Source organism: Mesorhizobium sp. M9A.F.Ca.ET.002.03.1.2 (assembly GCF_003952365.1).
Lineage (GTDB): Bacteria > Pseudomonadota > Alphaproteobacteria > Rhizobiales > Rhizobiaceae > Mesorhizobium.
Genome location: NZ_CP034443.1, coordinates 2697637 through 2723172, shown reverse-complemented (window position 1 = coordinate 2723172; position 25536 = coordinate 2697637). Strand labels below are relative to the sequence as shown.

Here is a 25536-nt window from a genome sequence, read left to right as displayed (position 1 = left end):
GCGCGAGGCCGCGCTGGTCTTGACCAGGCGCAGTTCGACGCAGGGCGGCTAGCGCCGGCCGATGTCCTAATGTCGGGGCGCCAGCAAAGAAATGTCGCATAGCGGTGGGGACGGCTACAACGAGAGCGCCCGATCGGGCGTCAGCTGGTCGGGATTGCCAGCCCGATCGGGTGCCGTTCAGTCAGGCATCCCTCGGCTTAGACTAGAGAGCCGCCGCTCAGAACTAGATCGTTGGCCGGCGTCGGCCGCAGCGGGATCACGATACTCGCTCAGCATCGTGACGACATCAGCGCTACGATTCTTGTCACTCTCCGTCAGCCGCAGATCGACCTCGACGAATGCCCGCCCGACCTCCGGTCCGGGCGCCTCAGTGGGCGCTTGCTCAAGCCGGGTGGAACCAGGCGGCCTGCCGTGTTTGCGACCGCGTTTCACATAATCGTTGCTCTCAGCGCCATCAGGGACGACCGGGCCTGACATCGCCGGCGCAATGCCGGACTCGAATACCATTCGATCATGGAGAGCGACCGCTCGATGCGGCCGAGTTCCCGAAGAGCTTTGGCCAGTTGGCTTTCCTTCGGTGATGCCGAGAGCTTCTCCACGGTCGTCGAGGGCACAACCGCACCGGTGTTGATCGATGCCGCCCAGATGAAGGTCGATTTCCAGCTTGCGCAGGAAGGCAATCCGTTCGGTCAGCCCGACCAGGTTTGACGTACCAGGCGCATCCGGCGCCGATCGCAGCCAATGAAAGCGTGTCTGGCCAATGGTCGGGGTCGCGGCGTTGAATTTCGGCTTTGACCGATATCCAACCCACGCCGACCGTTTACAAGAGCTCGGGCGAATTCGTAGACGTGGTGACAAAGCTCTGGGACAGTTGGGAGGATGATGCGCTCATCGCGAACCCGGAGGCGCCGGTCTGCCAGACTATTGGTCGTAGGGAACCGGCCCACGCTCTCAGTTAAATCAGGAGAAACATGATCCAAAAACCGAAGCTTCGGGAGCTCAGTTCCTGCCCCGCTTAGTGCCTATTTGTGTGCGCTATTCTGCCATACGCCTAATGAGATTGTCCCTCCTGATGACCGTCCCTAACTTGGCTGTGATCCAAGCCAAAAGCTAGCAGGCAACGGGAGTGACCATGAAGAACATTATGAGTGTCGGTGGGGACGGTGGCGATGGTAGACTGGTCATCGTGTCAAACAGGGTTGCGCTGCCCGACGAGCACGGGTCACTGCCCCCGGGCGGAATGGCCATTGCGCTGAACGCAGCGCTCCAGCAACGGGGCGGCCTTTGGATGGGCTGGTCGGGGAAGGTGAAAACCGAGAAGAACCAGGTGTCACCGACGATGCAGGAGGCCAACGGCATCACCTATGCCCTTGCCGATCTCTCGCAGAAGGATCTGGACGAATATTACTACGGCTTCGCCAATAGGGTTCTTTGGCCGGTCTTCCACTGCCGTGTCGACCTCGCCGAATACAACGACGCGAGAAAGTCAGGATACTACCGCGTCAACCGACTCTTCGCAGAGTCTTTGATGCCGCTCCACCGCGAGGACGACGTCATATGGGTGCAGGATTATCACCTGATCCCTCTAGGGAAAGAACTACGCGAGCGCGGCTGCCGCAACCGGATCGGCTTTTTCCTGCACATACCCTGGCCGCCGGCGGACATCCTCGCCACCGTGCCGCTCTGCGAACAATTACTGGAAGCGCTTTCGTTCTATGACCTTGTCGGCTTTCAAACCGACGACGATCTTGACAACTTCGCCGAATGTCTACGCCGCCGAAACTTAGGGCGTCTTATGAAAGACCGTAGCTGCCTAGTCAAAGGGCGGGAGTTTCGCTGCGGGGTTTTTCCAATCGGTATCGACACGGCCAAGTTCGAGAGCCTCGCAGATCTAGCGACGCGCGACGGGGATCTGCAGGAAGTTTACAAGAGGACTGCTGGCTGTGACGTCGCCATTGGTGTCGACCGATTGGATTATTCCAAGGGCATCGATCAGCGCATCGTGGCGTTTCGGCATTTCCTTGATCGTAACAGCCATCGCGTCCGCAAGACGCTACTGCTGCAGATTACCCCGAAATCCCGCGGGGAAATACCGGCCTATCTGGCGCTGCAAAAGCACATTGCCGAACTGGTGGGAAGTGTAAATGGGGAACTCGGAACCATCGATTGGGTACCAGTACACTACACCAATCGTTCCCATGGCCCGCTGCAATTGGCCGGCCTCTACCGACTGGCACGCGTTGGTCTAGTGACGCCGCTCCGCGACGGCATGAATCTGGTGGCGAAGGAATACGTGGCTGCGCAAGACCCAAGCAATCCGGGCGTCCTCGTGCTCTCGCAATTTGCCGGCACCGCTGGCAAGTTGGAGGGAGCGGTGCTTGTCAATCCCTATGACCCAGAGGCTGTGGCGGCCTCCACGGAAAAGGCATTTCGCATGTCGCCAGAGGAACGGAAAGACCGTTGGAGCGCAATGAAGAACAGTCTCAACGGCCACGATGTCTATCGATGGTGCCACGGCTTTCTCGCCAAGCTCGAGGCGGCGGACTTGCCAGTATGAGGCTGATCGCGACCAAGTGAATCAGGGCAGCATTCCGGCCTCGCCGAGGCGTGGTTAATGTGCTGTGGTAACCCCGATGGCGATGACCGCAGGCCAACTACCCAGTTGGGTTGTAGCCGATTGTGCTGGCATGGGAGCGAAGAACTCGCTGCTGCGGCCACTCATCAAACTAGTTGAGCCGATCCGCAATAAGGGCTCTCGTCGCCGGATCCGTCGGTGTCGAGCATTCGACTGTCATCGCTTCGCTGATCGAGACCCCGTGTATTGAATATGTCGACCAACCCGGTTGGCGACATTGCTGATGTGCTAAGCAGCATCGACCTACACCGCACGCCAGATCTCAAGACGTTAGCTTGAGCACATTCCATATTAAAACAAGAGGAAAAAGACATGGGTGAGCTCTCTTGCAGTCGGCAGATTTCTTCAAACACGCGTGAGCGGCCACGACTGATTGTCGAGGGCGCTCGCGCCCCACGGCAACAGCAAATGCTGGCATCCATTGACCTGAATTTACTGTTGTCTCTTGAGGCGCTGCTGGAGCACCGCAACGTCACGCATGCGGCTCGGCACGTGCGCTTGAGCCAACCGTCGATGAGCCGAGCGTTGACAAGGCTGCGTGGCATTTTCAATGACGATCTTTTGGTTTGCGGCTCGAGCGGCTTGGTCCCGACGCCGCAGGCCGAACGGTTGGCCCGAATGCTGCCGCCGGTATTGGATGCGCTCTGCGGGATGGTGAACCGCCAGGGGGAATGGCGATCAAAGACGATAATGGCGATACCCGACCATCAAGCCCTGATCTTGCTGCCGCCTCTCCTACCCCTGCTGCGCGAGCACGCGCCCAATCTCGACATCGTCACCGGCTCGTTTCTAACCGGCGCGCTCCGGCGGCTTGAGCAAGGCGAGATCGATCTGGCCGTTGGGCAGACCGGTGGCACTCCACCGGGCTTCTTTCGGCGCAGGCTCTATACTGACCGCTTCGCCTGCCTGCTACGTTGCGACCACCCAGCCCTGGCGCAGGAATGGACGATCGAGGCCTTCGCTGCCCTGCGCCACGCTGCCATTGGCTCGGATTCTAAGGGCGGCTTCGGACGGGTGCATGACGATCTGGCAAATTTACACCTCCAAGATCGCGATCCGGTGCTGGTTTCCAACCTCCTGACGGCCGCTGTAGCCATCGCGGCGACCGATCTGGTGCTGATTGTACCACACCGCGTGGCGACACGGATCGCCGCCCTGCTCCCCCTAGCGATTGTCGATCCGCCGGTGGAACTGTCGCCTTACGAGGTTGGGCTGATTTGGCACGAGCGTTGCCATCGCGACCCAGAGCATCACTGGCTGCGCCACAAGATTGCCGCCGCAGCGGCGGCGGGAACAGAGCTGGCGCATCCATCGAAAATGAGAGGGCAAACGGCTGATGCTTCGCCAAGGGAAGAAGCGTGATGCGATCGAAGTCTGGCACTATCTTCAGGACCGAGCCAGTTCATTACCCCCTAGTCCATCGGGACGCGATGCTGGTTCCGCTGTCCCAACTCAGTGAAACCGACGCGCGCTGACTTCGAGCGAGCATCTGCTGTGAAGAAGGCATTCACACTTACAGCCAACTACACAAACCAAGACCCACCTTCTTCGACCGCCGTTCGGCCGCGTCAAGGCTTTCGCAGGCCATGTTCTCAGGGTGTTACCGAGGTGCATGCATCGATTCTGGCCGCGTATCTTGGCCCGGACCCTTTGGCAGGTAAGTGTTTGGCACAAATTGCGAGTTCTCGGATCTTCGGCAATCTGCCCAACGAAGTGCGGCAGATCGATATCCTTGAGCACCGTTTGTTGCGGCCGGGGCGCTGCGCGCAAATCGTCATCATCCATTCCCGCGAATGGGAGCAACATGGGTACGGTCATGCGAAGCTCTCTTCCGGACTGGTGCAACTAGCCCTGGTTTCCGAAGACAGGCTGGACCGAGAGGCGGTTTTCTCCGACGGGTATTCCGATTACCTGTTGTGGCCACTGATCGAGCAGGAAGTTGTGAGCAGACTAACCGCCTGCGTCGCTCAGATCGCGCGGCGTTCTGCACCGCTATTCTTCTCAGCCGACCCCTTCGTTCAGAAGGCGTGCGATCTGCTGGCACAGCGAGTCGATCAGCAGATCGCCCTCAGCGAACTGGCGCGCATAGCCGGGACCAACAAGACAACGCTCGTCAACCGCTTCGAGGCTGCCTTTGGCTGCGGGCCTATGACCTGGTTACGGCACTACCGGATGATGGAGGCTGCCGCCCGCTTGCGAAGCGGGCATGAAAGCGTGGCCGAGGTCGCTGAATCCTTAGGCTACGAAAACAGCAACAATTTCTCCACGGCGTTCAAGGCGATCCATGGGCTCTCGCCGCTGCGCTATCGCAAAATGGCGGCGCGCAGAGAAAGGTCTGCCTGACGCAAAGGTGGGGATCGGAAGAAACTGGTATACAGCCAGTGAAGACACGCAAAGATCACCTGATACTCAAGCGTTTACGCACTCCAGGCACTTTGCGGCTTTTACAGCAACGCTCAGAAAAGGCGGCGGCCCCGATTACAAAAACTTCCAGGAGATCGTGGATAAGAACGCCACCGAGCAGTTTATGAATGCCAAGAACTTCTTTAACGGCGGCTCGACCCCGCAACAAGACATCACGCCCCAGGTCTGATCCTAATGATTGGTCTCGAAAGCAGCAGCGCACCAACCGACGGTGTCAATTCGAAGAAACCTCGCCAGCGTCATAGATCAGGTCCGGCTGACAGCGGTGCCGACGAACTCCGGCCCCGCTTCTATAAGAAAGCAACTATGAACCCCATCGCAGAAACAACTGCGGGCCTCTTCCTGGTAATCGGCGCCCAGAGCAGCGGCCCCCTCGAAGCGGAGAGGATTTGCTCAGGCTTGATCCAGAAACTGTCCGAAGGCTCAATTCTGAACTTGGATCCTAGTATGTGGCAGAATGCCATGCAAATGGTGCCGAACCAGGTGGACGCCGCCACGGCTTCGAAGACCCTGAACCGCACGATGGCCGTTGCGGATTTGCCAAGTACCCTTGCGTCAATTTGCGCCGATGCTGCCGACGGCGACAAAGCAGGCGTCGATCTGGCGAAGCCCATCAGTGTCTATCTGAGCAGATACGGCGAACCGACTGCATTCAATTGCTTCATCCTGGATCAATCCGACTCCGCGAAAATCTATTTGTCTTTAACCTGCCTTGCCGTTTTCGATGGCGGGAGCCCTGGCATTTTCGCCGTCACCTCAACATTGCTGAAAGCGAGCCTGAATCTGTCAAGCAAGGATACGCAGTCCACTATCGCGCAGGTTTTCGGCCGCTTCGGCCCGCCGAGCGACTCACCTTATTACCTGCGCGTCTTGCCCTGATCCGTATGCCTGACTTTACGTTCAGCCAGAAGGAGCAGCACGCTCGTTGAGTATGTGAATACCGCACATTGTGGAGCGAAGTCGGTGGTGCGCTTTGTAGCGGGAAAGCCCATGCCCTATCATGAAGACTTCGCGAAGGCGGACGGATGGTCCGCAGCGGATGTCAGCGTCCGTCTCAACAATGCGGCAGCCCGGAAATTTCTCACTTTCTTGCGAAGATCGGGGGTGACCACGGTCATTAGGTATTACGCGAGTTCCGCGAGGCCAAAAACCATCACACCAGTGGAGGCCAAACTACTATTTGGGCACGGTTTCGGAATTCTACCGATTTTCCAGGACAGCAGCCGCCATATTTCCAATTTCTCGAGCTCGATCGGTACTGCAAATGCAAAGAGTGCTATGGGGTTCGCAAAGCGCGTCGGCCAGCCGAAAGATAGAGGCAGTACGATTTTTTTCGCCGTCGATTTGGACTATCCGGCTACGCAGATCGACGGCCCCATCCTCGCCTACTTCCACGCGATTAAACAGGAGATCAACGGCACTTTCGTAATCGGCGCGTATGGTAGCGGTGCCGTGCTCTCAAAATTATTGGCGGAGGGACTGATCACGGTTCCATGGATATCTATGTCGCCACTGTTTCTTGGAACCGAGCAGTTCTTTTATTCCAACCGATGGTCGATGCGGCAGGTACCCCCAGAGGTTGCCCATGGCTCCTCTGGGGTGGGCTATGATCGCAATATCGTTCGGGTTCCTCGGAGGGAGATCGGGGCCTTCCAAGTTGATGAGTCGGGCGAAGGCTCGCGGGCCTAGATGGCGAGGGACGCCGGCTCGTAGACGCGGCAAGCTGAAAAAGTTGTCGAATTTTATGTTCGTAGAGGTCTCCGAAGTCAACTGCCGGACCGGTGTCGTGTCTTTTCCTCGAACCGGCGAGCGTAAAGCAGATGGTCCGCGAAGTTGCTTCGGGACCAACGACATCGCCGGCTATTTGCTTGGGTGTTCATTCATTTCCCCTCGGACCTCGTCCCATGTCGGCGAGGATGCCGAGCGAGCGCTGCGGCGACTGCGTTTTCCACCGCTTGTTCCATTAGTCCCACGGAGATTGCTTCCAAACTTCATGGACGGCATCCACGAGCGCTGCGGCTAAATCTTGGATATCGGTCTCGCTCATCGGGGTCGACAGCGCGCCAGAGCAATTCGGCGTCATCAGAAAACCCCGTTCCAGCATTGCACGGTGCACCTTTGCCAGCGCAGCCTTCTGCAAGACGCTTGGGAACGAGGTCCGGTAGTTTCGGACAACTTCAGCCTTCAGGTGGAGCCGAAAGAGGGAGCTCATGCCGGTAACTTGCGCGGGGAGTTCGCGCCTTCTGAGTTGCTCGGTGTCTTCACTGCGAAGCGTGTCGCCCATCTGGTTAAGGCGGGCCACGGCATCCTTCGTGTATGATTGCAGTGCCGCCAGCCCAGCTGTCATGCTGAGCGGGTTGGCGCTGAACGTGCCGCCGTGGGAGACGGCTGGTTTACCCTTGGTGTGATCGAAGACCGCCATGTGCGACGCAGGCCCCGCTACGGCCGCAACGGGCAAACCTCCGCCGATGATCTTGCCCAAAGCGACCAGATCAGGCTCAAAGCCGAAGACGTCATGGGCTCCGCGGAAACCGACGCGGTATGAAACGACCTCGTCAACCACAAGCAGGATACCGTAGCGGTTACAGCAATCCTGGATCACATCCCGCAAATCCACCTCTATCGGAACCATGCCCACGCGGGAAGCAACTGGATCGAGAAGAATCGCGGCGAGACGCTCATGGTGTTTACGGATGAGCTCTCTGCACGACTTGGGCTCGTTGTAAGGAAGGACAAGGACATCCGCGGCGGTGGAGGCGGAAGTTCCACTGGCATAGAGCACACTGCTAGGCGACGAATCGCCCCAGTTATTTGGTGCAGAATCAAGGCTCACTTCCACATAATCATAGGCGCCGTGATATGCGCCCTCGAACTTGGCATTCATCGGGCGCCCTGCAATAGCGCGAGCGGCCTTGACAGCGAACATAACAGCCTCGGTGCCGGAGCTCGTAAAGCGGACTTGCTGAAGCTTCGGCGAATGCGTCGTGATTGCTTCCGCAAGCCTGGTCTCGCTGGTGGTCAGAAGCCCGAATGCGGTGCCGTCGTCCAGGACCTTGTGCAGCGCCTCGATCACCGGCGGAATGGCATGGCCGTGAACGAGCGAGAAGAAATTGTTTTCGCAGTCGAAGACCTTCCTGCCGTCCGCGTCGGTGATCCAGCAACCCGCACTGACACAGCATAGGGCGGGTGTGGAGCGAAGAAAGGCGCAGCACGCATGCTTCCGCCTGGCGTGATCTTTAGCGACCGTTGAAACTCGTCGCGAGATCTCGGTCCAACGACCTCTCCCCGGTTGTGGCCTAGTCTTGAAATGCGCTGCATGTCCGAATTCCTTGACTTTGTGGAGATGGCGAGGCGCTATGAAGCCGCAATTCCGTTGTTGGCGTCGGCTCTTATAATTTGAGGAAGCGTGAGATGCTCAATGGATTAACTAAGCCTTTGTCATGGCGGCTTGCCCGATCGTTGTGATTGCGTGGTGGGGGTGGACGGCGCGCTTCATATGGATGGCTATACCATCAACACGGATCGGGATGCTTCCCAAGTCAGCTCCTGCAACAAAGAAGGCCAACGAGACGGCGTTTAATGAGTCTATGTTGTTAGCATTGGCACCGGTTTGGAGTTGCTAAGAGTCTATGAATTTCTTTGAAGGATCTATTACACCGCCTGCCGCCGACGGCTCGACCGCGAACTCTTCGCAGACCAGCTGCCCTGTTGCGCCGCTTTCGGTCGCGTGGCTCAGGGGCTTCGCCGCCCCGCCGGGAATGTCATCAGCCGCTTCACGCCTTCATCCGCGAGCCGAGCGGGCAACAACGCGTTCGATGACCTGGAGGTGGGACAAGATGATCCGTGAGGGGAACACCACGCCGGCCTGGCTGGCCAATGACTTCAATGCCAACCGTCGGCATAGAGGGTCCGGTAAGCTTGGCGCCATTGTCAGCGGCGAAGCCTCGGCGAGCACCTCGATTTCGTCGAGGAAGGCCGCGATAGCCCGCTTCACCCGAGTGGGACGCAGGGCAGTGGCGTTGCGGACAAAAAAGCCCGCGGCCGCGCCCGTCATCCCGTTCTGCCAAGCGAAATGTCGTCGAGGTCCTCTTCGATAACCCCAGCCGCGTATAGCTGATCGAGCAGGTCGGCGACGGCAACGACGCTCGCTCCATCCGTGACCCCCATAATCAGCTCCGAGGCTGTAGTTCCCGCTCGCGATTAGATCGGAACCACCCCGTCGAGCACTCGATGCTCAATGTTGCGTGAGTGGAGATGGAAGTGTCGCTTTGCAGTTAATTATGAGAATCGCTTGTCAATGATTTCAGTTGTTTAGCTGTGCACTTAATTTGAGAACGTGCACCTAATTTGATAATCATACCCGGCCATTGGCATTTAATGTGAGAAGCAGCGTCGGCAACGCAACGGGATCGAATTTCCCGAAGACGGTATATAAAATTCAAAGAATTCATGACCTTCACGCTGATGCGATTGCAGTTAAATTAAGAACCGAGCTACCCCATTCTCGCAATTAACTGCCAAACCCAACCGAAACGACCGCATTCTCACCATTAACTGCCAAGCGACAATCCTCTTGTCGGCCATCTACTCCTCCCAGATTGGATGCCGGCGCTGAATGGCGGTGCACCTCCTCCCGCGCTGCTTTTTCTTTGTATGAGCGGCAATTTGGCCCTTGGCCGACGTATTGGCTTCCTAGTCTAGTGCTGTCACATTGGGGCTGGCAGAGCCATGCGCTTTCGGATGCGCAGGTCTTCGCAAGCTCAACCCCGGCGCCGCGCCCCTCACAACAGCTTGGCGTGCTCGGCATGCCGGGTTTCACCGCCTATGCGGGGCTGCTCACTATTGGCAAGCCGAGGGCGGGCGAAACCGTCGTCGTGGCGGCCGCTTCAGGCCCGGTAGCTCAGCCGTCGGCCAGATAGCCAGGATAAAGGGGCGCGTGCGGTCGGCATCGCCGGCGGGCCTGCAAAATGCGCCTTCGTGCGCGAGGATCTCGGCTTCGACGTCGCTATCGACCATCACGCAACGGGTTTCGCGCAGCAGCTGGCGGAACGCGTGCCCAGACGGGATCGACGTTTATTTCGAGAATGTCGGTGGGCACGTTTGGGATGCGGTCTTTCCGCTGCTGAACGAGTTCGCGCGCGTTCCCGTGTGCGGCCTGATCTCGCAATACAACGCCGTGGAGCATCCTGGTCCCAACCAGCTTCCGGTGATCATGCGGGCCGTCCTGTCGCGCAGCCTCACCAGCCGCGGCTTCATCCAGCGTGAGTTTGCCGATCAGCGGTCGACCTACTATCACGAGATGGCGGAATTGATAGCCACCGGCGAGGTCCGCTACCGCGAGGATATCATCGTGGGGCTCGAGAATGCGCCGAAGGCGTTCATGGGCCTCCTGGAAGGACGCAAATTTCGGCAAACTCATCGTGCGGCTCGAGTGAGCGGCAGCGGGGCGCCGGGCCAGCCGTCAGCCCGAGGCGCGATCTCAGCTGGATCATACCCGGTGGTCGAGCCGAGCGACGAGCCTGTCGCCTATCCACTGGATGCCGCAGACGAGGATGATCAGCACGATCACCACCGCGACCATAACGGCGGTCTCGAAGCGCTGGTACCCGTAGCGGATGGCGAGATCGCCCAGCCCGCCGGCGCCGATCGCGCCCGCCATGGCCGAAGCCCCACAAGCGTCACCAGCGTCACGGTGAAGCCCGCCAAGATGCCAGGTAGCGCTTCAGGCACCAACACCTCGCGCACGATCGTCCATCGGTTGCCGCCCATGGCGCGGGCCGCCTCGATCAGCCCGCGATCCACTTCGCGCAGTGAGACCTCCGCGATGCGCGCGTAGTAGGGGGTCGCCGCGATCGATAGTGGGACGATCGCCGCCCAGGTGCCAATCGAAGTGCCAACAACCAGGCGCGTCACCGGGATGAGTGCGACGAGCAGGATAATAAAGGGAACCGACCGGAAGCCGTTGATCACGGCGCCGACGACGCGATTCACCCAAAGTCAAACCCCTCAATCCCCAACCCGCTGCAAATGCCCCCATCCAGCGCTTGGAAATGGCGCCCTGCCCGGTAGGGAGGACACCGGCAGGGCGAGCCGCGCACAGGTCTCGGTCTCGTGACGACGGGACAGCGGCGGCAGTCTATCGCTTCGGCAGGGCCGATTTCGGCAACTCGCGCCCAATAGGGGGGCCAGCCGGGTGTTACAGAGTAGACGCCGATAGCCGGTTGCCGCCGCCGCGGACGCTTCGGGCTGCGCCAGCCGATACGGAAAGCATAGGCGGTCGCCTGTTGGAACTGAGTAAATGCTTCTCAATGGATGGCCAACTTCCGTCATCGCTCCCTACGCCTTCCTGCTGTTCTCAAACTGGGAACTCAAATGCCAATGGCCTCATATGCGTCAGCAACCTTCCGGATGGATGCGACATATGCCGCCGTCCTGTAGTCACACAGTTCCGGATGTTCCTCCAGGAGGCTGGCGATACGTGTCCAAGTGCTGCGCATCACATCCTCGAGGCCGGAGCGAACCAGATCAATCTCGGCTCCCCCTTCAAGAAATTCATCGCGCATGTCGTCGGGGAACGGCTTGCCCGTCATCCGCTCGAGCGCCCTGGCGATTGTCTGGTTGCGCCGCTCCCGCCGCCGTCTTTCCATCAAGCCGAACGGGATGTGGGTCAGGTTCTTCACCCATTCGAAATGGCTGACCACTACGCCTCCTGCGTTGACATAGAGGTCCGGGAGGATCGTCACACCTCGGGAGCGCAGCATCTGGTCGGCCTCGAAGGTGACCGGGCCATTGGCGGCCTCTACAAGGAGATAGGCTTTGATGCGCTCGGCATTGTCGATGTGGATCGAGTTTTCCATCGCCGCCGGGATCAGAATGTCGCAAGGCTGTTCCGGACCTGTCGTGTCGCCGGCGAACGACTTGGCCCCGGCAAAGCTGATAATGCTGCCGGTACGCAACTGATGCTGCTTCAGCGCCTCTATCGCGAGGCCTTCGGGATTGGCGACATATCCGTCGCGTTCGGTAACGACCGGATCCGCGCGCCATCCTCCTGGGAGAGAAACTTTGCGGCGTGGTAACCCACATTGCCGAACCCCTGCGCGATCACAGACGTTCCCTTGAGGTCGCGCCGTCCCGCAATTCCCGGCGTGCGGGGATCACGCAGATAGCTCTGGATGGCGAACTGCACGCCTCGGCCTGTCGCCTCCGTTCGTCCTGCGATGCCGCCTTTTGAGAGCGGCTTTCCCGTCACGCACGCGCGTGCGTTGATCACATCGGTAGGATTGGCACGACGGAACTCATCTACCATCCAGGCCATCTCCCGCTCACTCGTGCCCACGTCCGGAGCCGGCACGTTTAGCCCTGGGGCCGATCAGGCCGCGCTTGGTGAGTTCCTGGGGAAGCGCCGGGTAATGCGCTCGAGCTCCTGCGGTGTCCATTCACGCGGGTCGATCCTGAGCGCGCCTTTCGAACCTCCAAAGGGGACATCGACCAGCGCGCATTTAAGCGTCATCAGTGCCGCCAGCGCCTCCACCTCTTCGGCAGCAGCGTCAGGTGCAAAGCGGATGCCGCCTTTTACCGGCTCGCAATGCTCGCTGTGCACCGATCGCTAGCCGGCGAAGCTATACATGCGTCCTCGCAGCCTTACCCCAAAGCGCACCGTATATGTCTAATTGCACTGGATGATCCGCTCGGCCAATCCCTCGGGTAGATCGAGAAACGACATAGCGTGTCTGAAGTTGAGATCGACGTTTTGGAGAAAGCTCAAAGCTGTGTTCGGGACTGAGGTGCACATGGCTCATCAACCCATCCGTTCCGAAGCGAGCGAGCCTGGCGAAGCGGGGAAGACCACCGTCTTGTTTCCATTGAGGAAGACACGCCGGTGGATATGGGCGTGGATGGCGCGTGCGAGGACCTGGCTTTCGACGTCGCGCCCGAGCGAGACGTAGTCTGACGGGCTCTGGGCGTGCGTGACGCGCACGATGTCCTGCTCAATGATCGGCCCCTCGTCGAGATCGGCGGTGACATAGTGCGAGGTCGCGCCGATGAGTTTCACGCCGCGCTCGAAAGCCTGCTTATAGGGGTTCGCCCCCTTGAAGGAGGGCAGGAAAGAGTGGTGGATGTTGATGATGCGGCCGGACATCTTTTCGCACATCTCATCCGAGAGCACCTGCATGTAGCGGGCAAGCGCGATCAGCTCCGCGCCGGTCTCCTCGACAATTCGCATCTGCTGCGCTTCGGCTTCGCGCCTGTTCTCCTTCGTCACTTTGACGTAGTGGAACGGGATGTCGTGGTTCACGACGAGCTTCTGACAGTCCAGATGGTTCGAGATCACCGCAACGATGTCGAAGGGTAGCGCCCCGATGCGCCAGCGATATAGGATGTCGTTGAGACAATGGCCGAAGCGCGAAACCATGATGATCACCTTCATCCTGTGGCTCTCGTCGTGGAAGGCAAAATCCATTCCGAACGCTTGGGCGGTGTCGGCAAAACCGCTGCGCAGCGCATCAAGGCCAACGCCATCTTCCGAGACGAAGCTCACGCGCATGAAGAAATTGCCGGTCTGCGCATCGTCGAATTGCGAACTGTCGGTGATGTTGCAGCCGTTCTCGGCGAGGTAACCTGCGATGGCGGCCACGATCCCGCGTTTCGACTTGCAGGTGACGGTCAGGCAGTATTTTTCCATATCGATTTTCTCGGGGTGTGCAGAACAGATTCGTTCGGCGTTTCAGGTAGGCTGCCGGACATGAACAAGGCTCATACGGCCAGCCCCTCGGGCGCTTGTAGCCCGTGGGCACGGCAGCAGGCAGTGACCGTGTTAGCGAGCAGACTGGCGATGGTCATGGGACCGACACCTCCCGGCACTGGCGTTATGGTGCCCGCAATCTCGGCCGCGCTGCTGAAATCCACGTCGCCTACCAAGTGTTGCTTGCCGTCCTGTGCGATCCGATTGATGCCCACATCGATTACCGTCGCGCCTGACCCAGTCGCCGGGGATCATCTCGGGGCGGCCGACGGCAGCGACAAGGATGTCGGCGCGGCGGCAGATTGAGGCCAGATCGCGTGTACGCGAATGAGCGATGGTTACAGTGCAGTTGTCGCCGAGCAGAAGTTGCGCCATCGGTTTTCCGACGATGTTCGAGCGCCCCACGACCACCGCTTCGAGCCCGGACAGATCGCCTAGATGGCCGCGCAGCATCATCAGACATCCCAACGGGGTACACGGGACCATCGCGTTTTGTCCCGTGCCCAGAAGCCCGACATTCGTGACGTGAAACCCATCGACATCCTTTGCCGGATCGATCGCATTGATCACCAGATCCGCGTTCAGATGTTTGGGTAGAGGCAGTTGGACGAGAATACCGTGAATCTCAGGATCGGCATTCAGCCGCTCGTTTCAGTGGGCAGCTTGTACTCGAGGCTCCTCATGCCAGCTTCGATGGTCTGCCGTCCTTTGTTACGCACATAGACTTCCGACGCCGGATCAGCGCCTACCAGAACGACAGCCAGGCCCGGCGTGATGCCGTGGTCCTTCTTGAGCCACGCTACATGCCCAGCCACTCTCGAACGCAGCTGCGCCGCGGACACCTTTCCGTCGATGATCTGGGCAGTCACGCCACCTTCTCCTCGAGCCGCTTTGCAGCCGTTTCCAGCGCATGCCAGAGCGATCCGGCGGACGAGCGCGCGCCCAGCACGGCGGCATGGACGTCGCCACGGCGGATGACGAAACAGCTCATATGCTCAAGGCCGGTCCGTGTCGCACCGCCCGGACCAAAATTCGCGAGATCGATATTGACGAGCTTCGACAGCAACGCCTCGAGCCCTGTGCCTGCCCGCGAGACAATCTCGATCGCCACCCAGCCATCGGTCTGCTCGGTCACCGAGCAGCCGGGGGCGACCTGCTTGAGCTCGGCGGAAAAATCCAGCTCGGCGCGGCCTTCGGCCTCGATCATCCACTGATCCGGTCCGGTACACAGCGCGGCAACCCCCTGCCATGCAACCCAGCGGCCTGGTTCGGGAAGAGTGAGCCCAAAGGGTGTCGGCTCAAGAGTTCCCCGGCGCAGCGCCAGAGAGGCAAGCGCGAGACCGGCATTCTCCCGCAGGTCGAGCGCTCCGAAGGATGCGTATCCGGGTGTCACGGTGCCGAGCGCGGTGATAGGTCTCAGGTCAGTCACGCAGACGTTCTCCCTCGGGGTCGACGAAACAGGCAGGGACGACGCGCAGGCGCGCGCTTTCGCCTTCGAGCGGGTTCGCGGCCACGATCACCTCGCCCAGCCGTTCATCGCCGTTCTCGAGGAAACCGAGCCCTATCATCGAGCCGACATGCGGACTGTAGCAGGCCGACGTGACCCAGCCCTGATCAGTGTCAAAACTCTGCGGCGCGTCCTCGGCAAAAAGATGCGAGCCGCTGACCACCTTCCCGGCCGGATCTACGGGCCGCAGCCCCACCAGGCGTCGCCTGTCGCCCGCAAGGCCCTCGCGCCGCGACATCACGGCGCCGACGGAATCCTTCTTCTGCGACACCATACTGCCGAGTCCGACCATGGCGGCCGTCGTCTGTCCATTCAACTCGGGGCCGGCGGCGTGTCCCTTGTCGATCCGCAGCACGGACAGCGCTTCCACCCCGTAAGGCGTCACTCCGAGATCGGCACCCACCTCCACGAGCCGCTCCATCAATGCGTGGCCGTATCGTGCGGGAACCGCAACTTCATAGGCAAGCTCGCCCGAAAACGAGATGCGGAAGAGCCGCGCGCGCAGCCCGCCGCACACGGTGAGCTCCGCGCAGGCCATGAAGGGGAAGGCCTCGTTCGACAGATCGAAGCCGCCCACGATGCGGGCGAGCAGGGCGCGCGATTTCGGCCCGGCGACGGCGATCTGCGCCCAGGCCTCGGTCGTGGAAAAGATCTGCACATCGAGATCCGGCCAGAGGCATTGCCGCGCAAACTCCATGTTGCGGTAGACCAGCCCCGCATTGGCCGTCGTCGTGGTGACCACATAGTGATCCTTGGCCAGCCGGGCGCAGGTGCCGTCGTCATAGGCGAAGCCGTCTTCGCGCAGCATCAGCCCGTAGCGGACACGGCCGACCTTCAGCGTGGCCATCACGTTGCTGTATAGCCGGTTGAGGAACTCGCCGGCGTCGGCGCCTTGCACATCGACCTTGCCGAGCGTGGTCACGTCACACAGGCCCACCGCGCTGCGCACGGCCCTGGCCTCACGGTCCACGCTCTGGCGCCAATGCGTTTCGCCCGGACGCGGATAGTATTGCGCACGCATCCACTGGCCGGCCTCGACGAACACCGCGCCTTGCGCTTTGGCCCAATGATGGGTCGGCGTCAGGCGGCGCGGTCGGAAATGCGGCCCTGCATCGCCGCCCCCCAGCACCGAAAGTGCTACGGGCGTGTAGGGCGGGCGGAAGATCGTCGTGCCGGTTTCCGGGATTGTTTTCCCAGTGAGTTCCGCCATCACGGCGAGCCCGGTTACATTGGCTGTCTTGCCTTGATCCGTCGCCATGCCCAGCGTCGTATAGCGTTTCAGATGCTCGACGGCCCGCATGTTCTCGGCGTGAGCGAGCTTGATGTCCTTCATCGTCACATCGTTCTGGAAATCGACCCAGGCACGTTTCCTGCCCGGCACGTGGAAGATGGGCGCGACTCCGTAGCGCGACTCCTCCGAGCGCGGCAGACTGGGCAGTGCTGCCGCAATTCCGAGTACGTTCAGCGCGCGCAGTGCTGCCGCCGCGCCCGAGCGAAGTGTCTTGGCTGTCGAAAAATGCCCCGCCGCCGCGCCCGCCGGAAGCACTCCCGAGGGACCATCCTCTCCCGGCAGGAACGCCTGCAATACATCATTCCAAATCGGCCGGCCACAATTGTGCGAGGCCAGATGCACATTCGGGTTCCAGCCGCCCGAGACTCCCAGCGCGCCGCACTCGATCCATTCGGACCTGCCGTTTGCGTGAACCTCGATCGATTTCAGGCCAAGCCGGCCGCGTGAGGCGGTGACCATGCCACCGGTAATAACGCGGTAGTCGGCCAAGGCTGTTGCCTTGGGGCGCGCGTCGATAACGGCAGCAATATGGACGCCCTTGGAGGCAAGATCGCGCGCGGTGCGATGACCGTCGTCATTATTTGTGAAGACAGCGACCGTCTCGGACGGACACGCCGCCCAGCGATTAGCGTAAGCCCGCATTGCGCCCGCCAACATGATTCCCGGACGGTCATTGTCGGCAAAGGCGATGGGGCGCTCTGTCGCGCCGGCAGCGAGGACCGCGCGCTTCGCCGTGATGCGCCAGAGTGTCTGGCGGACGCGGGCACCCGGCTGCGCCAAGTGATCCGAAACCCGCTCCACCGCGCCATAGATGCCGTGATCATAGATCCCGAACACCGTGGTGCGGCGCATCACGCGCAGATTCGGCAGGCTGTCGAACTCAGTTTCCAGCGCGGCGATCCAGTCGGTGGCCGGCGCTCCGTCCAGCGTTTCCAGCTCGCACAGAAGCCGCCCGCCCAAACGGAAATCCTCGTCGGCGAGGATCGCACGCGCGCCTGAGCGCGCCGCCGTAAGCGCCGCCGCAAGCCCGGCCGCCCCCCCGCCGATAACCAGCAGGTCGCAATGGAGGAACCCCTTGTCATAGGTATCCGGGTCGGCCTCCATCGAGAGGCGCCCGAGGCCCGCCGCCTTGCGGATCGCCGGCTCGTAGAGCTTTTCCCACAAGCCTTTCGGCCACATGAACGTCTTGTAGTAGAAGCCGGCGGTGAAGAAGGGCGACAGCAGATCATTGATAGCCAACGCGTCGAAGCCGAGCGAGGGCCAGCGGTTCTGGCTTCGTGCCTCCAGGCCCTCGAACAACTCCACCACCGTGGCACGCGTGTTTGGCTCCTGCCGTGCCCCCGTTCGCAGTTCGACGAGAGCGTTCGGTTCCTCCGAACCGGCCGAGAGCACCCCGCGGGGACGGTGATACTTGAAGCTGCGGCCCACAAGACGCACGCCATTGGCCAGGAGCGCCGAGGCGAGCGTGTCGCCGGGATGGCCCTGATACCGCCTGCCGTCGAAAGTGAAGTTCAAGCTCTGCGAGCGGTTGATTAGCCCTCCGGCAAGCCGTGTCATTTGCTGCACCTCGCCCGCGAAAGGGCGACATCGCGAGCCAGTTCCGCACAGAGGACTTCATGGGTGACCGTGTCGCGCGTCACCACCAGCCATGACCGATCACCCTGCTCGTGGAACCACAACTCGCGGTGCGCGCCCGCCTGGTTGTCGCGCAGGAAGACGTAATCGCAAAAGGCGGCCTCGGCATCGGGCGCAGTTGGGTCTGGACGGTCGATGAGCCGCGCGTCGCCCAGATAGGTGAATTCCTGAGCATCGCGCAGGCCCAGAAGTGGATGGGGGATTAGCATTGGACCGCCTCAGTGGAGATTGGGCTGGGCACCGGCACCGCGTTCGTCGATCACATAGCCCCGAGCGAACCGGTCGAACCGGTAGGCGCGCGCGGTCTCGTGAGGTGAGCCGGTGGCAAGAAGATGGGCAAAGGCATAGCCGCTGGCTGGCGTCGCCTTGAAGCCGCCATAGCACCAGCCGCCGTTGAAATAGAGGCCATCAATATGCGTGCGGTCAATGATCGGCGAACCGTCCATCGACATGTCCACAAGGCCGCCCCACATGCGCAGGAGCCGCGCCCGCCCTATCATGGGCATCATTGCTATGCCGTTTTCGGCGACGCCCTCGACTACCGGCAAATTGCCGCGTTGGGCATAGGAATTGTAGCCGTCGATATCGCCGCCGAAGACAAGCCCGCCCTTATCGGACTGGCTGATGTAGAAATGGCCTGCCCCGAAGGTGATAACGCCCGGAATGGTGGGCTTGAGCCCCTCCGTGACGAAGGCCTGCAGGACATGGGTTTCGATCGGAAGCCGCATTCCGGCCATCGCCATGACCCGGCCCGAAGAGCCCGCCACCGCCACGCCGACCTTCTCAGCGGCAATGTAGCCGCGCGAGGTCTCCACGCCACGCACCTTCTCGCGATCGACCCGGAAGCCCTTCACCTCGCAATTCTGGATCAGGTCTACGCCGTGGCTGTCGGCGCCGCGGGCATAGCCCCAGGCCACGCCATCGTGCCGCGCAGTGCCGGCACGCGGCTGCATCAGGCCGCCTTTGACCGGGAAGCGCGCGTTGTTGTAGTTCAGGAACGGCACCATGGCGCGCAGTTCCTCACGGCTCAACAGGCGGCCGTCCGCACCCGCCAGCATCATTGCGTTGCCGCGGCGCCGAAAGGCATCTCGCTGTGCATCCGTATGAAACAGGTTAATGATGCCGCGCTGCGAGACCATTGCATTGAAGTTGAGTTCCTGCTCCAGTCCTTCCCAGAGCTTCATCGAGAACTCATAAAACGGCTCGTTGCCGGCAAGCAGGTAGTTCGACCGGATAATCGTCGTGTTTCGCCCGACATTTCCGGACCCGAGCCAACCCTTCTCCAATACGGCGATACGAGATTGCCTGAATGTCCTGGCCAGGTAATACGCCGTCGACAGACCGTGACCGCCCCCGCCGACGATCACGTAATCGTAGGCGGGCTTTGGGTCGGGATTGCGCCACAGCGACCGCCAACCTGTATGCCCCTTGATTGCTTCGGCAAAGACGCGGAAGCCCGAAAACCTCATAGCGAGAACTCCTTGGACTGCCGAGACTATGTCACGGCAAGGGCGAAGAGTTGTTTCTGAAATTGACATCCGCGTGCGCCTGTCGGACATACAACAGGATGAATGGGACGGAAGGATTCCCATGGGATGATTGACGGGTATCGTCACGGCAGACCGCAGCGATACGGTTTCCTGCTGATCGAAGGCTATGGCCTGATGTCCGCGGCCTCGGCGGTGGAACCGCTGCGCGCCGCCAATCTGCTCAGCGAGCGGCGGCTCTACGATCTCAGCTTCGTCTCGGACCAGGGCGGCTGGATGCGCAGTTCCGTCTCGGGCGCGTTCGAAACAGTGCCTGTTTCAGAGGCAGGCACTGATCTCGACATTCTCTTTGTCGTGGCTGGCGGCAATCCGCTGACCTATCGGGACGACAGGATTCTGGGCTGGCTGCGCCGTCTTGCCCGTTCGGGGGTGCCACTGGGCGGGATCTCAGGCGGGGCGGCAATCCTGGCCGCGGCGGGTGTGATGTCGTCACGCCGGTTTACAATTCACTGGCAGCACATTGATGCGATGCGGGAGATGTATCCCGACGCGCTCATCGAACGGCGCCTGTTCGTCATTGATCGTGACCGCTTCACCTGCGCGGGCGGCATGGCTCCGCTGGACATGGCCCACGCCCTGATCGCTTCAGATCACGGTGTGGAATTAGCCCGCGCGGTAAGCGATTGGTTCATCCATACCGGCATCCGGCAGGCCGAGGCCCCGCAGCAACTGGACCCGGTGCGCAGGTATGATCTGCATCATCCCGCGCTAGTCGCCATGGTGGAACTGATGACGAGCCATATCGCGGACCCGCTGAACCTGAATGACCTGGCCCATCTGAGCGGTATAGGGGAGCGGCAATTGGAGCGGCTGACAAAGGAACAACTGGGACAGAGCGTAATGCAGTTCTATCGGTCTTTGCGGTTGGAGAAAGCCGACGAGATCCTGCAGCAGTCGAACCTTCCGCTCGTCGAGGTGGCGCTTGCCACGGGGTTTTCCAACCGCAGCCATTTCTCACGCGCGTTTCAGGCGCATTTCGGCATGGGTCCCGGCACCCGACGCAAACAGCGCCGCAACGGCGAAAATCTTCGAGGCAGTGCCGCTTCGTGAGATAAGAGTGTTGCCCTTGCTTAATTTCCTATATCAATAGAAGAGCTACTCACTCTTAACCGCAACGGGGCTGCCGGAGATCTTCGTCTTGTTGAAGTTGAGGCGCTCGAGATCGTTGAATCGCCTCGCTGTCGCCCAGTAGGCGTCCGTTTCGATGCCACTGCGCTGTGTCGCCTCCCGGATGACTTGGAGCAGCGAGCGATCCGACGAAGCTCTGAGCACAACGTTGGATGATCCTTTAGTGACGCCGACGCGCACCACGGCCTTGCCGATATGCTTCCGGCCAAAGGCCATGGCTTCGTCCGGCGTGCTCGGTTGGGGAACCAGCAGGAGCCGGTCGCCAGATTGTACCGTGATGGCCAACGGTTCGGGTGAGCCGCCCTCGGCGATAAATCTATCGACGATCGCCGGCTGCAGACCGGGATCGGCGCATTGCTGGATGAGGGCGGCGTCGATCATGGCAGCTCCCTGTTCATCTGTTGAAGGCAGTGACGAGCGGCAGCCGGAAGAGCCGCGCCCAGGCAATCGTGCTCGCGTTCTGGATGGCGGCGATAGAGGTGCCGGTGGCCCACCAGCCATTGCCGACGGCGACGATGGCGTCGGGCGCGTGCAGCACCGACTGCAGGACAGGCCAGACGAGGAGTTGCTCGTAGCAGATGAGCGGCGCAATCCGCCGCCCGGCGAGCTCGACCACGGAATTGGCGAAGAGATGCGCCCGCGCGCCGCCGCCGCTCCCCACTAGAGCGTCGGACCCTCAGGTTGAATCGAGAGGGGTTTGAACGAAGCCGCTGACGCGGCATTTGGTGCACCGGTTTGCGAATGACGCTTCTGTTTTGAAGGATTGCTGCTGTTGAAGCACAACCTTGAGAACAGGAGCAATGAGATGGGCCGAGTTGAGCCCGCTTCGCCGACGCATGATTCGAGGACATGACGATCCGCAATCTGTCGCCGGCCACGCAACGATCCTACGTGCACGCGGTAGCGAAGTTCTCTCGCTACTGTGGCCGATCTCCGGACCGGCTTGACCTGGAGGACGTTCGCGCCTTCCAGGTGCATCTGGTCTCGACTGGAATCTCGTGGCCGGCGCTGAACCAGACGGTGTGCGCACTGCGGTTCTTTTTCGGCGTGACGTTGGGTCACGCCGAGATCCCTGCCGACGACATCCTTTCCTTGTGCGCTCCCGAAGCCAACAAGGCAGAGGTCACCGCTGCCATCGATGAATTGGTCAACCGGGCGATCCTTATCCGGCAGTCCAGGCTCGGTGGCTACGCTCTGTTCGCCGGCAGCGATTTCGACCTCGACGAGGCCATATCCAAGGTCGCGTTTAAGCTCGATGCGGATGTGCTCGCGGATCTACCGTCACGATTGGGTGTGGGACCGATCGCTGCCAAGAGCCATTACTTTTCGACCGGGGCGCTGCGCACATTCGATGTCATCGTCCAGTTCGCGGATGAGAGTCCTCAAAGTCCTGCAGCTTGGGCAAAGAAAACCGCCGCTTCGTTGGCCAAGGCTGATGCGCGAGCACCCCGAAGCATTCCACGAAGCTAAGGGGTACGAGAAGACGGCGCGTGCCCATGGCTCACCGTTCACCTGGAGTCTGGGCGAAGGGCTCAACGAACTCAGCGCGCCCGCGCGGGTTGAGGAGATCGAGCGTGAGTTCGAGCAGCGTCGCGCCCGCCTATCCCAATCGACTTCATGGACAAGACACTTCTGGAAGCCGCTCACGCCTCATTCAGGGGTCAGTATGAGATCAAGGACGGGAAGCCCGAGCTGTTCGTACGACTGGATGCCGTCAACCTCGGCTACACCCATCCGAGAGAGGCGGACGTCATTACACTCACTGAGCCAGACCTCGAGGGCCTCCTCACTGGAACCTCGGACGAGATTCCGTCGAGCGCACTCGTCTCGATTGGACCGTTCAACTTTGAAGGCTACTGGTACAATCGGCGGCACTTTACAGCCATAGACGGCATCGGTAATCGCAACGAGGTCCGCGACCTGCAGAAGATTTGGAGCGGGATTCTGCTCTTTCGCGATGGCTTCCGCGTTTTTCCCTATGGCGACGAGGAGGATGACTGGCTCGGCTTGGATCGCCGCGCGCTCGGCCGCACCGGCTATGTTCTGAACAAGAACCAGTTTGTCGGCCACGTTCAGATTACGCGTATGGGCAACCCACATCTGCTCGATCAAACCAATCGCGAGGGACTCCGCGTCAACCCGGAACAAACGGCGTTCGTTCAGATTCTTGGGCATGTCGTCAAAGACCTACTCTGGGACTTCTTTAAGGACGTGGATCGGCGCCACAAGCTGACCCCAATTGAACTCGGCGACGTGAAATCGCAAATCGACCAGCTAAAATCGCGCGCGTCCGGCGCGATTGCCCGAGTCCGAAGGCTCGTACCCAAGGAAGAGCAAGAGGTCGTCGACGATCTCCAGCACGCGCTCGTCGAGTTCCAAGACCTCACGGCGCGCGCCCAGAAACGCATCGAAGAAGTCGAAGCCGACGGCAAGCAAATGATTCAGATGGCTGGCGTCGGGCTGATGGTCGAGGTCGTGGCACACGAACTTGCCCGTGCGACCGAGGGCGCATTGCAAGCTTTGGAAGCACTAAAGGGCAGAGACCTGCCATCGGAGATCAAGGCACGCCTCGAGACTTTGCGCTCCGAAATGAAGAGCGTGTCGAAGCGGCTGCGCGTGCTTGATCAGCTCAGCGTTTCCGGCCGCCAGCGGTCCGAAGTCTTCGACCTTGCAGAACTCTTCGACGACATCCAGGAGGGCCATGCCGCACAGTTTGAGCGCCACGGAGTGGTGCTCAGGATCACTAAGCCCAAAAGCCCCGTGCGGGTGCGCCTTGTCAAAGGCATGCTGATTCAGATCATTGAGAACATGCTTTCCAACTCACTCTATTGGACTCAGGTGCGAAAAAACCGCGAGCCGCGGCTCGTTCCCACCATAACCGTCACCATCGAGAGCGACCCGCCCACCATCACGTTCGAGGACAATGGCAGCGGAATTGCGCACGATCACATCGAAAAAGTCTTCCGACCTTTTTGGTCGCTCAAGGAGAAGTCGAAGCGGCGCGGCCTCGGACTCTACATTGCGAAAGAGAATGCCGAGCACCTGGGCGGCACCCTGAACGCCAAGCGTCACCGCCACCCGTTGCCCTTATGTCACGCAGCAACCTACTCAATGACAAGCGGGCCCATTTCCGCGACCAGGCGAAGCTGCTTGGCGCCCTGTTTAGGTTCTACCGCAAGGACGACTTGCTTAAGGCAGATAATCTTCCACGCACGCTCGAACGCTTGGCCACGCACCTCGCTGACGCGTTAAAGATCGCAACCTTCCTCTCCAACTACGAAGCGAGCCTCGAGGGGCGACGGCGCGCTTCTTTAAGAGTGTGAGAAGGCTCGATCTCTCGGACTATGGTGAGATCAGCCAGCTGCTTCTGAACTTCGAAGGGCAGCCGCTTGGCAGCTACCTCGTCGACGTCTTCGACAGCGCCCTGCAGTTTGAGATCGAGGCCGATGGCCCCACCATTGAGGCAGCCCGTGCACTCAAGGATGTCGACCTCAGCCTCTATCCCGCACCACATATTGCCGGAACGAGCGACCTCCAGCATCTCGTTCATCAGACAGTGTGGCAGCATCGAGCGCGCCTCGGCGTAGTGACCAACAAGCTCGAGCCCTCGATTGCCTTCGCGATGTTTTCCTGCGCCGCGACTATCCCGCACCCAATCAGGACAAAGACGTTCGCGACGCATTCATCGTCATGACGCCCGCCTGCGATCTTGTGCGCGAAGAGGGCACGAAACGAATTCTTCTGCTGGCTGGCGATGTCAGCCCGTTGACACACACGTCGTGGGACTATGGCAATACCCTCACCACGCCTCTCGGCCGCTTAGAGGATGCAGCGCCATTCGGCTACAATGGGACGCCAAAGACTTGCGATCCGAGAGCCGCGCCACCATCAGAACGATGCTAGCCGCGGACGTCGCCTATTTCCTCTTTCAGCGAATGCGGGAGAACTACGCTCTCGATCTGCAACAATCGCTGCTTACGCGCCTTGGCCGAGTCGGTTTGCCAGCCAAAATGCCGGCGACGTTTCCTGTGACGGTCACCATCGTATTTCGACGACACGAAGACGGTGCAGACGCTCAACCTGCCGACGCTCGCTCAGGATGGAGCCGTCTGTTACCTCGGACGAGACGAGGACAATGCCGAGAATGCCCGCCTCGTCATGACGGAGGCTGCCATCGATGAGCTGATGGCTGCGATCGCCGCAATTCCCGAAGTCAAGGTCATGCCGAAAGGCAAGGATCCGCTCAAAGCTCTCAAATCAACTGACACCTTAGCGCGGCTTCTGCAAAGGGGCCTGCCGCTAGGCAAGCTCACCGGTGGATACAGCGAGATCCGCTCGCCCGACAAGTCTGCGGACGGCGCAAAACCACCTCTGCTGGGTTTCATCACGCGAAACCCAGAGGCAAAGCACAACAACCAGAATGGCGGAATCCTCATCAAGGTCGAGCACGATTCCGTATTCGTCGCCGCCAACGCCCCCCGCCAATCGCGGACTCTGGCGTTGTTGAAAAGGCCGTTGTGACACCCCCCAGTACTACGGCGGCGGACTAGCGATACGTGTCTGCGGAACTCATTGCTGACATCTATGCGGAGACCCTTCTGGGTTCGACCGCGGGAACCCGCCCGC

Annotated in this window: 18 protein-coding genes and 8 pseudogenes; 13 read left to right on the top strand and 13 right to left on the bottom strand. The window is 60.6% G+C overall.

The genetic code is table 11. The features are described 5' to 3' along the window. Positions 1 to 467: 467 nt before the first annotated feature. Positions 468 to 638 (bottom strand): annotated as a pseudogene (locus EJ066_RS13220) (Tn3 family transposase); the annotation flags it as partial. A gap of 134 nt (positions 639 to 772) precedes the next feature. On the opposite strand from EJ066_RS13220, the pseudogene EJ066_RS32565 reads away from it, so the two are divergent. The 7 genes and pseudogenes from EJ066_RS32565 to EJ066_RS13190 all read left to right on the top strand — a co-directional run. Next, positions 773 to 908: pseudogene (locus tag EJ066_RS32565) on the top strand (LLM class flavin-dependent oxidoreductase); the annotation flags it as partial. A gap of 224 nt (positions 909 to 1132) precedes the next feature. Continuing rightward, positions 1133 to 2557, top strand: a complete 1425-nt coding sequence (locus EJ066_RS13215; RefSeq protein ID WP_245455141.1) for a trehalose-6-phosphate synthase — start codon at positions 1133 to 1135, stop codon at positions 2555 to 2557. A gap of 486 nt (positions 2558 to 3043) precedes the next feature. Then, positions 3044 to 3997 (top strand): LysR family transcriptional regulator, encoded by a 954-nt coding sequence (locus tag EJ066_RS13210; RefSeq protein WP_245455203.1) that lies wholly within the window; start codon positions 3044 to 3046, stop codon positions 3995 to 3997. A 246-nt stretch (positions 3998 to 4243) separates the two neighbouring features. After that, the gene (locus tag EJ066_RS13205; RefSeq protein WP_126038421.1) at positions 4244 to 4978 is read left to right on the top strand and encodes an AraC family transcriptional regulator; all 735 of its coding nucleotides are present in this window, start codon (positions 4244 to 4246) and stop codon (positions 4976 to 4978) included. A gap of 7 nt (positions 4979 to 4985) precedes the next feature. Beyond that, positions 4986 to 5228 carry a hypothetical protein gene (locus tag EJ066_RS13200; protein ID WP_126038418.1) on the top strand — a complete coding sequence of 81 codons (243 nt, stop codon included), beginning with the start codon at positions 4986 to 4988 and terminating at the stop codon, positions 5226 to 5228. A 137-nt stretch (positions 5229 to 5365) separates the two neighbouring features. Beyond that, a complete protein-coding gene (locus EJ066_RS13195) occupies positions 5366 to 5938 on the top strand; it encodes a glutamate acetyltransferase (protein WP_126038415.1) in 573 nt (190 codons plus the stop codon). A gap of 111 nt (positions 5939 to 6049) precedes the next feature. Then, on the top strand, positions 6050 to 6748 hold the full coding sequence (locus EJ066_RS13190; protein ID WP_126038412.1) for a glycoside hydrolase domain-containing protein: 699 nt from the start codon (positions 6050 to 6052) through the stop codon (positions 6746 to 6748). A gap of 274 nt (positions 6749 to 7022) precedes the next feature. Here the strand turns inward: EJ066_RS13190 and EJ066_RS13185 are convergent, their stop codons facing one another. Both EJ066_RS13185 and EJ066_RS31350 read right to left on the bottom strand, forming a co-directional pair. Further along, on the bottom strand, positions 7023 to 8213 hold the full coding sequence (locus tag EJ066_RS13185) for an aminotransferase class III-fold pyridoxal phosphate-dependent enzyme (RefSeq protein WP_245455202.1): 1191 nt from the start codon (positions 8211 to 8213) through the stop codon (positions 7023 to 7025). 627 nt (positions 8214 to 8840) lie between these two features. Then, the gene (locus EJ066_RS31350; RefSeq protein ID WP_189350299.1) at positions 8841 to 9113 is read right to left on the bottom strand and encodes a hypothetical protein; all 273 of its coding nucleotides are present in this window, start codon (positions 9111 to 9113) and stop codon (positions 8841 to 8843) included. A gap of 643 nt (positions 9114 to 9756) precedes the next feature. Between EJ066_RS31350 and EJ066_RS31625 the strand changes: the two are divergent. Next, positions 9757 to 10494: pseudogene (locus tag EJ066_RS31625) on the top strand (zinc-binding dehydrogenase); the annotation flags it as partial. A gap of 53 nt (positions 10495 to 10547) precedes the next feature. On the opposite strand, the pseudogene EJ066_RS13165 reads toward EJ066_RS31625, so the two are convergent. From EJ066_RS13165 to EJ066_RS13130, 8 genes and pseudogenes are all read right to left on the bottom strand, one after another. After that, positions 10548 to 11056 (bottom strand): annotated as a pseudogene (locus tag EJ066_RS13165) (methionine ABC transporter permease); the annotation flags it as partial. 371 nt (positions 11057 to 11427) lie between these two features. Further along, positions 11428 to 12782 (bottom strand): annotated as a pseudogene (locus EJ066_RS13160) (Glu/Leu/Phe/Val dehydrogenase). Between the two features lie 75 nt (positions 12783 to 12857). Beyond that, a complete protein-coding gene (gene purU, locus EJ066_RS13155; protein ID WP_126038403.1) occupies positions 12858 to 13742 on the bottom strand; it encodes a formyltetrahydrofolate deformylase in 885 nt (294 codons plus the stop codon). A gap of 71 nt (positions 13743 to 13813) precedes the next feature. After that, positions 13814 to 14596, bottom strand: a pseudogene (gene folD, locus EJ066_RS13150) (bifunctional methylenetetrahydrofolate dehydrogenase/methenyltetrahydrofolate cyclohydrolase FolD); the annotation flags it as partial. A 71-nt stretch (positions 14597 to 14667) separates the two neighbouring features. Further along, the gene (locus tag EJ066_RS13145; RefSeq protein ID WP_126038400.1) at positions 14668 to 15231 is read right to left on the bottom strand and encodes a sarcosine oxidase subunit gamma; all 564 of its coding nucleotides are present in this window, start codon (positions 15229 to 15231) and stop codon (positions 14668 to 14670) included. Then, positions 15224 to 18157 carry a sarcosine oxidase subunit alpha family protein gene (locus EJ066_RS13140; RefSeq protein ID WP_126038397.1) on the bottom strand — a complete coding sequence of 978 codons (2934 nt, stop codon included), beginning with the start codon at positions 18155 to 18157 and terminating at the stop codon, positions 15224 to 15226. Before EJ066_RS13140 ends, EJ066_RS13145 begins: the two co-directional genes overlap by 8 nt. After that, complete coding sequence (locus tag EJ066_RS13135; RefSeq protein WP_126038394.1) at positions 18154 to 18444, bottom strand: sarcosine oxidase subunit delta; 291 nt, start codon at positions 18442 to 18444, stop codon at positions 18154 to 18156. The genes EJ066_RS13140 and EJ066_RS13135 overlap by 4 nt, the downstream gene beginning before the upstream one ends. A 9-nt stretch (positions 18445 to 18453) precedes the next feature. Then, positions 18454 to 19704 carry a sarcosine oxidase subunit beta family protein gene (locus tag EJ066_RS13130; protein WP_126038391.1) on the bottom strand — a complete coding sequence of 417 codons (1251 nt, stop codon included), beginning with the start codon at positions 19702 to 19704 and terminating at the stop codon, positions 18454 to 18456. Between the two features lie 126 nt (positions 19705 to 19830). On the opposite strand from EJ066_RS13130, the gene EJ066_RS13125 reads away from it, so the two are divergent. Then, on the top strand, positions 19831 to 20832 hold the full coding sequence (locus EJ066_RS13125; protein ID WP_126038388.1) for a GlxA family transcriptional regulator: 1002 nt from the start codon (positions 19831 to 19833) through the stop codon (positions 20830 to 20832). A gap of 45 nt (positions 20833 to 20877) precedes the next feature. Here EJ066_RS13125 and EJ066_RS13120 read toward each other — a convergent pair whose 3' ends face one another. Both EJ066_RS13120 and EJ066_RS13115 read right to left on the bottom strand, forming a co-directional pair. Next, positions 20878 to 21291, bottom strand: a complete 414-nt coding sequence (locus EJ066_RS13120) for a hypothetical protein (protein ID WP_126038385.1) — start codon at positions 21289 to 21291, stop codon at positions 20878 to 20880. 13 nt (positions 21292 to 21304) lie between these two features. Continuing rightward, positions 21305 to 21568: pseudogene (locus EJ066_RS13115) on the bottom strand (nitrilase-related carbon-nitrogen hydrolase); the annotation flags it as partial. Between the two features lie 142 nt (positions 21569 to 21710). On the opposite strand from EJ066_RS13115, the pseudogene EJ066_RS13110 reads away from it, so the two are divergent. The 4 genes and pseudogenes from EJ066_RS13110 to EJ066_RS13090 all read left to right on the top strand — a co-directional run. Then, a pseudogene (locus tag EJ066_RS13110) lies at positions 21711 to 21984 on the top strand (site-specific integrase); the annotation flags it as partial. A 543-nt stretch (positions 21985 to 22527) separates the two neighbouring features. Then, complete coding sequence (locus EJ066_RS13100; protein WP_126038379.1) at positions 22528 to 24162, top strand: HAMP domain-containing sensor histidine kinase; 1635 nt, start codon at positions 22528 to 22530, stop codon at positions 24160 to 24162. A gap of 67 nt (positions 24163 to 24229) precedes the next feature. Further along, the gene (locus EJ066_RS13095; RefSeq protein WP_126038376.1) at positions 24230 to 24604 is read left to right on the top strand and encodes a hypothetical protein; all 375 of its coding nucleotides are present in this window, start codon (positions 24230 to 24232) and stop codon (positions 24602 to 24604) included. A gap of 371 nt (positions 24605 to 24975) precedes the next feature. After that, entirely contained in the window at positions 24976 to 25431 is a 456-nt protein-coding gene (locus EJ066_RS13090; RefSeq protein WP_126038373.1) for a hypothetical protein, read from the top strand. Positions 25432 to 25536: the final 105 nt, after the last annotated feature.